This is a genomic window from Rhodopirellula sp. JB055 (genome assembly GCF_043100905.1).
Classification (GTDB): Bacteria; Planctomycetota; Planctomycetia; order Pirellulales; family Pirellulaceae; genus Rhodopirellula.
Window position 1 is genome coordinate 1 of sequence record NZ_JBICHO010000261.1, and the last position, 7,382, is coordinate 7,382.

At 55.6% G+C, this 7,382-nt stretch carries 4 protein-coding genes, 1 tRNA gene and 1 pseudogene; 4 read left to right on the forward strand and 2 right to left on the reverse strand.

The genetic code is table 11. The features are described from left to right. Positions 1 to 92 precede the first annotated feature (92 nt). A tRNA-Leu gene (locus ACF8AM_RS10610) sits at positions 93 to 177 on the forward strand. Positions 178 to 411: 234 nt separating this feature from the next. Next, the gene (locus tag ACF8AM_RS10615; RefSeq protein WP_392555616.1) at positions 412 to 537 is read left to right on the forward strand and encodes a hypothetical protein; all 126 of its coding nucleotides are present in this window, start codon (positions 412 to 414) and stop codon (positions 535 to 537) included. A gap of 17 nt (positions 538 to 554) precedes the next feature. Here ACF8AM_RS10615 and ACF8AM_RS10620 read toward each other — a convergent pair whose 3' ends face one another. Next, a complete protein-coding gene (locus ACF8AM_RS10620) occupies positions 555 to 2,237 on the reverse strand; it encodes a Na/Pi cotransporter family protein (RefSeq protein ID WP_392555617.1) in 1,683 nt (560 codons plus the stop codon). Between the two features lie 450 nt (positions 2,238 to 2,687). Then, entirely contained in the window at positions 2,688 to 4,238 is a 1,551-nt protein-coding gene (locus ACF8AM_RS10625; RefSeq protein WP_392555618.1) for a hypothetical protein, read from the reverse strand. 355 nt (positions 4,239 to 4,593) lie between these two features. Here ACF8AM_RS10625 and ACF8AM_RS10630 point away from each other — a divergent pair, with 355 nt between their 5' ends. Further along, the gene (locus ACF8AM_RS10630) at positions 4,594 to 6,204 is read left to right on the forward strand and encodes an arylsulfatase (RefSeq protein WP_392555619.1); all 1,611 of its coding nucleotides are present in this window, start codon (positions 4,594 to 4,596) and stop codon (positions 6,202 to 6,204) included. A gap of 592 nt (positions 6,205 to 6,796) precedes the next feature. Continuing rightward, positions 6,797 to 7,382 (forward strand): annotated as a pseudogene (locus ACF8AM_RS10635) (glycoside hydrolase family 2); the annotation flags it as partial.

Sequence of the window (7,382 nt, forward strand, 5' to 3'; positions counted from 1 at the left end):
AGGGGCAGCCCGGTGAATCCAGGCTGACCAGGCGTTGACGCCGGGCAGATTTGTGCCAAACTTTGCCACCCAGTCAAAGACCAAAACAGCTCGCGGCCGTGGCGGAACTGGCAGACGCGCTAGGTTGAGGGCTTAGTGGGAGTTAATCCCGTGGAGGTTCGAGTCCTCTCGGCCGCATCCAAAGAACCCCGTGATTCACGGGGTTTTTTCATGCGCGGATGGGATTTCCCGTCGTCGGCATTCCCAGCAGAATGGTTAGGAATGGACCCCGATGCACCACCATTGTCTGAATCAGGTGCAACCAGTGGTGCAGCTGTTCATCTGATGGTGCGGCCCGTTTGGAATTCTGGGTTCACAAAGTCTTCCCGCCGAGCCGGGTGGTGCGAGGTGTCACGGTGGAATCGAGACGGGGTGGCATTGCCCAACGTTTCCTGTTCGTCGAGCGTCCTCTTGCTTCTTTGGTCGGTGGCCAGCGACGATCAACCGGACGCGATCGCGTTTCGGTTGATGCGTGTGGTTGGCAATCCGTTGTTGTGAAGTGCGGCGGGCGAAACTCACCTTTCGTGAGCGATGGTTTCGGCGATGTTTCGGGCGTGGTCGCGGACGCGGATGTAGGCGTTCAGGGCGGCCATGAAGGCGACGCTGACGACGGGCGGAATCGTGCCCGCGGAGAGTTCCTCCAGGTGCTTGCGACGCAATGCCTTGACTTGATCTCGGATGCGTTTACCGCTCGCATCGGTGCTGGTCAGGACGTTGGGGTTCGACGCGGTCAGCGCTTCGTGGATCTCACGGGTGTAGGCTTTCACGCTGCGGTTGAGGGTTTCCAGGTCGGCTCGCTGCGAATCGGTGAAACGAAAGCCGTCGCGTCTGAGTTTTCGGTCAAACTTGTCCAGGTTGACGATGTAGTCACTGATGGATTCATATTCATCGGCCAGTCGCAATTGTCGGCGTGCTTCTTCGGCCGTTGCGTGCGAAACGTTCCCCGAGAGCAGGCTGGTGACAAACGCGGCGATCTCGTCTTGGACAGAATCCAGCACGCGTTCGCGTTGTCGCAAGCGGTCGCCGAGTTGTTTGTTTGGCTTCTCTGCTTGCATCAACTCCAAATGCCAGTCGAGCATCTTCAGACAGCCATCTCCCATCTTGAGGATCTCTTTCCGGGATTGCTCGATCGCCAAGAGTGGTGTTTCCAGAATGCGAACATCCAAATCTGTCAAACGTGGTTTTTCTTTGTATGACAACGACGGAATGATTTTTTCCAGGAATCGGACGATCGGGGTCAAGAACGGCATGAACAGCAGTGTGTTGCAAACGTTGAAAACACTGTGTGTCGCCGCAATGGCGGCCACGGTGTTGGGGTAGGTTTGGTTCCCATCGACGGTCACCGCTTCCGCCACATCGACGCCAATGATGCCTTGGATCAGTTGGATGTACCACTGAAAAATCAACGTGATCCAAAACACACCAATCAGGTTGAAGATCACATGGAAATACGCAGCGCGTTTGGCATTGGTGGTGGTCCCCAGCGAAGCCAAGAAAGCCGTGATCGTGGTCCCGAGGTTTTCACCGAGGATCAACGCCGCGGCGGTGGGGTACGAAATCACGCCTTGGGTCGCTAGCGAAATGGTGATGCCAAGCGTCGCAGAAGAGGACTGGACCAACGTCGTGAGCACGCAGCCGACGAGAGCGCACTTCAACACGCCCACGTAGGTGTCTGCTTGGAAGCGGGCAAACCAGGCTTCGAAGTCCGGCATCTCTTTGATGATCGAACAAGCGTCCTTCATTACTTCGAGACCGAAGAACACCATTCCGATGCCCATCACAAACATCGCCCAATAACGCCAGCGATCATTGCGGGTGAACAGATAAAAGAACGCTGCGAATCCCAGCAGCGGCAACCCGTACTTGCCAATCTTCAAAACCAAAATCCAGCCGGTGATCGTGGTGCCGATGTTGGCACCCATGATCACCCCGACCGCTTGGGACAGGTTCATCACGCCGCTGTTGACGAACCCGACGACCATCACGGTCGTGATCGAACTGGATTGAACGACACAGGTCACGATGATGCCGACGGTCGTGGCAAACACGCGATGGTTTGTGACCGCACTGACCAAGCGGCGGAGGCTGTTCCCCGCGACGGCTTGCATCCCGTCGGACATGTGCTTCATGCCCAACAGGAAGATGCCGAGCCCGCCTGCCAGTTCAAAAATCATCTTGATCAGCGTGGATGAATCCAAGGAGCCCGTCCCAAATCTTCAAAGTCGGAGTGTTAAGTTTGTGTGAAGGTGCAGCGATGCGGCGGAATTGTAACCGCGCGGATTGCTTTTTGGGGGCAGCCGGGCAATTTTCAGGGTGTCTGCCGATGAATTTGGCGGGCCCGAGAACGGCAACTGGCGAGAGTCACCGTTCCGCGCTGCATCGCGAGCGAATCAGCGGGACGATGTTGGCTTTCGCTTCTTGAGGTCGAGCGACGCCGTTCAGGCGTGCGCGAGGGAGGGGGCCGAGCATCGAAAACGGCGCGGATTGGCCTTCCCCGGAAAGCTCGCTGAACGCTCGCTTTCCGACCCCTCCCTCTGCACAGGCGGGGTTCTTAAGGCATTGCAAGCACAGCATTTGAAAACTGCACGACCTCTTTTCGCTTCGTGGGGGCTGCTTGCAGGCGTTTCAGATGGATGCCATCTGGAGACCTATTGCGAAATCGACGCGCGGATGAATTCTCCGGCGCCAGCGAAGAACAGCGGGGAGTTCTTCGAATGAAGGAAAGGTGCGAATTCTTTGATGTCGGCAATCGTGGTTTCGAAGTCATCGTCGGAGGGGCCGTCGTTCCCTGAGTCCACTTGGAATGTGACCGTGTCGCCTTGTTTTGTGATCCGCACGAGGTGGGGGCCAGCGGTGGCCAATTCCCCGATGTTCTCGTCTCCCAGCTTGAAGCGGTTCAGCTTGACCACTCCCGGTTCACTTCGCATGGACGGTGAATACAGCCGCAGATAAACGGAGTCTTTCAAGCCGTTGTAGCTTCGGTCAGCGACTCCGTATCCGAGTCCGATGTTTGCGGCCATGTCTTCGGGGCCGAATTGAAGAACCACTTCAAACGTGAAATCTCGAGAAACGCAGCCGATGTCTTTGGTGAAGATGACTCCCTGGTTTCGATAGGTGAATTCGTTGTAGCCTTGAATGCGGATGCCGCCCGCTTCACCTTTCTGGTAACGCGAGCGGGTCGTGAGGAATGATGGTAGGGATCGCGACTCTCCCAAGGATTTGCCGGTTCGGACCGTACGGGATGGGGTTCGTGGTTTCGTCGTGCGGTTGGGTTCTGAGTCGGCGAGCGTACGAGGCAAGCTGATGGAGGTGGAGGTTGCGATGGTGATTCGTCCGGTCTGGACATCGATCAAGCGAACATAAACGATGCCCCGCGTGCGACCGTTGGGGACAATTTTACCTGCCACCACATGAGTCGCTCCAGTCAAATCGCCAAGCTTCTGGGCGGTTTTGGGATCGAACAAGATGGAATTCTGCGCGAGCAGTTCATCCAAGACTTGTCCCAGTGATTCACGATCGACGACAGGAACTCTTCGGTTGACGAGTCTGGTCGTGAGATCCTCTGCCATGACAAGAGTGTCGTCAGCCGTGTTGCCATTCTGATCGCGAATGGGACAAACCGCGACTCGCAGATCGAGATTGGGTTCGACCTCGTCACCGACTTCCAGATCGGGTTCCAGGTTGCCGACCAGCTTGGCTTTGCTGTATTTCTCGTGGGTCTCGGTGACCTGAATCTCTGCAATCTTCGGACTTTCGACGGCGATCACCTCACCGCTCACGGGATCTTTGATTTCTCCTTCGTTGCGGAAGACATCGAGTTTGGTGCCTTCGCGAATTCCGCTGTTGGTACCGAGCGTCACATAGATGACTTGCGACGAGACTTTGGCGATTCGCCCCGGTTGCTTTCGTTGTGCGGCAACTTGTGCGATTTTCCAGCTCAACATTTCGGTCAACCCGATCGATTTCACCGCGTCATCGAAAGCGAAGGGCGTGACCACCTCTTTGACATTGCTTCGCTCGAAATTGACATCCGTCTTGGTATGAATGTCTCGGATCGTCACGCTCGTTGGGTCTTGTTTGACGAGCGTGCCGATGATGGGCTCAGGGTTGTCCTTCAGCATCACCTTGAACAATGGCGGCGAAGAAACCTGCGCCGAGATCGGTGAGCAAGCGAAGGTGCCGACGAAAGCGACGAACAAGAATCGCCTGAATGCAAGCGAGCGGATGGCGTGGGGAACCATAGAGCGATTGATGAATCAGGTGGGTGAAATGGGGGAGCGTCTGAGGCGACGAGCGATTCAGTTTTGAAGTGCCCCATGATAGACCCTGGCGGAGTTTGATTCTGACACCGGGCGGGGTTTTAGCGTACCAGCGTCGATGGGAGCGTCAAACTTGCTGGCAATGTGGAGAGATTGACAGCGGGGAGAGGCTGGCTGACTATGTTCAATCCTTCCTGCCCACCTGCTTCGGATCGTATTTTGCGCCGCTTGATGGCCGTTTCGTTTTTGGGTGCAGACAAAACGTTTCAATGAACTCTCGTGCCACGGATCTGCCATGACGAAGTTTGTCCCCAGCGTTCTGGTTTGGGTTGCTCTGTTCTCAACATCCGTTTGTTGTGCGAGCGACCGTCCCAATGTCGTTGTCATCTTGGTCGATGACATGGGCTTCTCTGACATCGGGCCGTATGGAAGTGAGATTCCCACGCCGCATTTGGATTCGCTTGCGGCCGGCGGCGTGAAGTTTTCGCAGTTTTACAACACGGGGCGATGTTGTCCGACGCGCGCCTCTTTGTTGACGGGGCTGTATTCCCATCAAGCCGGCATTGGTTGGATGACCACGAACCAGGGACTGCCCGGTTACGCGGGACGATTGAACGGTCGATGCGTCACGATTCCTGAGGTGCTGGGTGCGGCGGGTTACTTCACTGCCATGACGGGCAAGTGGCATGTCGGATTCAAACAGGGGGTCACACCGTGGAGTCGCGGTTTTGACCGGAGTTTGAATTTGCCTGCCGGTGGATTGCACTTTTCAAATCAAACCGGTTCCAAAGGTGGTACGAAGTTGTTTCTCAATGGCGAAGAAATTGCCAGAGATGATCCGCAATTCAACCCGCCTTGGTACGGAAGCGATCTGTGGACTGAGCAAGGCATCCAGTTCATCGACGAAGCGATTGCGAAGAAGAAGCCGTTCTTTTGGTACCTGGCTCATGTCGCACCTCACTTTCCCTGCATGGCTCCGGAAGCGACGATCGCAAAGTACCGCGGGAAGTACATGCAGGGCTGGGACGTCTTGCGAGAAGAACGATACGCAAGGCAAATCGAATTGGGGCTGATTGATGAGAGTTGGAAGCTTGAGCCGCGACCGGATGACGTACCGGCTTGGAATTCCCTCTCGTCTGAAGAGCAGCGTCGCTACGATGACATGATGGCGATCTACGCGGCAATGATCGAAGAGGTTGACAAGAACGTTGGCAAACTCGTCGCGGCTCTTCAGGAACGTGGGCAACTGGACAACACGTTGATTTTGTTTCTCGCTGACAATGGTGGCAACGCGGAAGCAGGTGTGAATGGCAGGTACGAAGGTGAACAACCCGGTGATCCACACAGCAACGTGTTCATCGGAAAATGCTGGGCCCATTTGAACAACACTCCATTCCGCAAATACAAGCACCACAACCACGAAGGCGGCACGGCTTCACCGTTGATCGCGCATTGGCCAGCGGGGATTCGTCCTCGCGACGAGTGGATCGAAACTCCCACTCACTTGATTGATCTCATGACAACCTGTGTTGATCTTGGTGAAGCGGACTACCCGGCTGAGTTCAATGGGAATGCCATCATTCCCGCGCAGGGACAAAGCCTCCAACCGTTGCTCACCGGCGAAGGAGTCTTCGCTGATCGGCCCTTGTTCTGGGAGCATGAGGGAAACGCGGCGATTCGTGTTGGCGATCGCAAACTGGTCCGACTGGGCCTGAAAGGCGAATGGGAATTGTTCGACTTGAAAGCCGATCGAACGGAGCAGAATGATCTGGCGGCAGAGAATGTCGACGAGGTTGACTCGCTTCGTCGTCAGTGGCGTCTGTGGGCGAAGTCGGCCAATGTGCTGCCGAAACCAGCGCCGAAGACAAAGAAGAGAAAGAACCAAGGTAAGAAGGCTGCCAAGTAGGAATCTGTTCGCAGCCTAGCTTTATCCAATCGGTCGATGCTCCGTTGGCGGAGTTCGCCAGCGAAACAACACGCTGGCGAATCTCACCTTGTGTAGACACAGGCAGATCACGGGCAACCCATACCAGAACGCGCTGGATTGCAGGCTTCCGTTTGCATGTTGGGTGCTTGCACCGGAAGGGCTGTCGCGGGGAAACGCCCCTGTGCTAAGGTTGGTAATATTTCTTAGTGAATGGACGTGCTGTCTCATGTTTTCGATGTCGGTCTGAGGTATGATCTGGCGTTCCCGTCGCATTGAACGCTAAAGGAATAATTTCTTACGTCCCCGATTTTTCCGAGTCAGGTGTGCTGTTTGCGGTCTGTTGCTTCCTTGTTTCGGTCGACGCAGAATCTCAGGGGTAGCCCGGTTTGGTCGTGGTTTTGGCCGATGATTTGGGCTGCACCGACTTGGGATGCGGCGGAGGTAGGCGATGCTAAGCGAACGACGTTGGATTCCAACCACGTTTCTCACGCCGCTGTCAAAGTTGGCAATTCGGTACACCGACACGACCAAATCAACCACGAGAACACCTATGAAATCGATCTCCCCATGCATGTTTCGACCCATGGCCTTCGCTGTGTTGGTGCTGTTGGCGTCCACCAGTTTCGGGCAGGACATTGTTGACCAATGGAAGTACACGCTTCGCCGCCCCGCTCAAGGTTGGCGTCAGGCAGATTTTGACGAGGCCGGATGGAAAGAAGGATCGGGCGGCTTCGGGACGGTTGAAACGCCGAATGCTCGCGTGGGGACAACTTGGACGACCGATCGGATTTGGCTGCGCAAATCGTTTGAACTGAAGGCGATTCCTGCCAATCCCGCGCTGTTGATCCATCACGATGAGAATGTGGAAGTCTTCATCAACGGCAAGTCGATTGCCAGGCTGGAGGGATACACGACGAAGTACATCGTCGTTCCAATAGCAGAGGGAAAGCGTTCAGCATTGCAGGCGGGAAGCAATCTGATGGCGGTTCATTGTCAGCAGAAAACAGGTGGCCAATTCATTGACGTGCATCTGATTGATGCGGACAACGTCCCCAAGCTGCCCACCCCGAAGCGTAGCACAAAGCCTTTTATCTCCAATCTGATCACCCCGTGGGGAGAAGCGGTCACTCCAGAAAACGCATGGACAGAATACCCGC

What these genes read in the sequence shown, in the direction of transcription:
- ACF8AM_RS10630 (WP_392555619.1), top strand. Translation starts at nt 4,594, where the DNA reads ATGACGAAGTTTGTCCCCAGCGTTCTGGTTTGGGTTGCTCTGTTCTCA.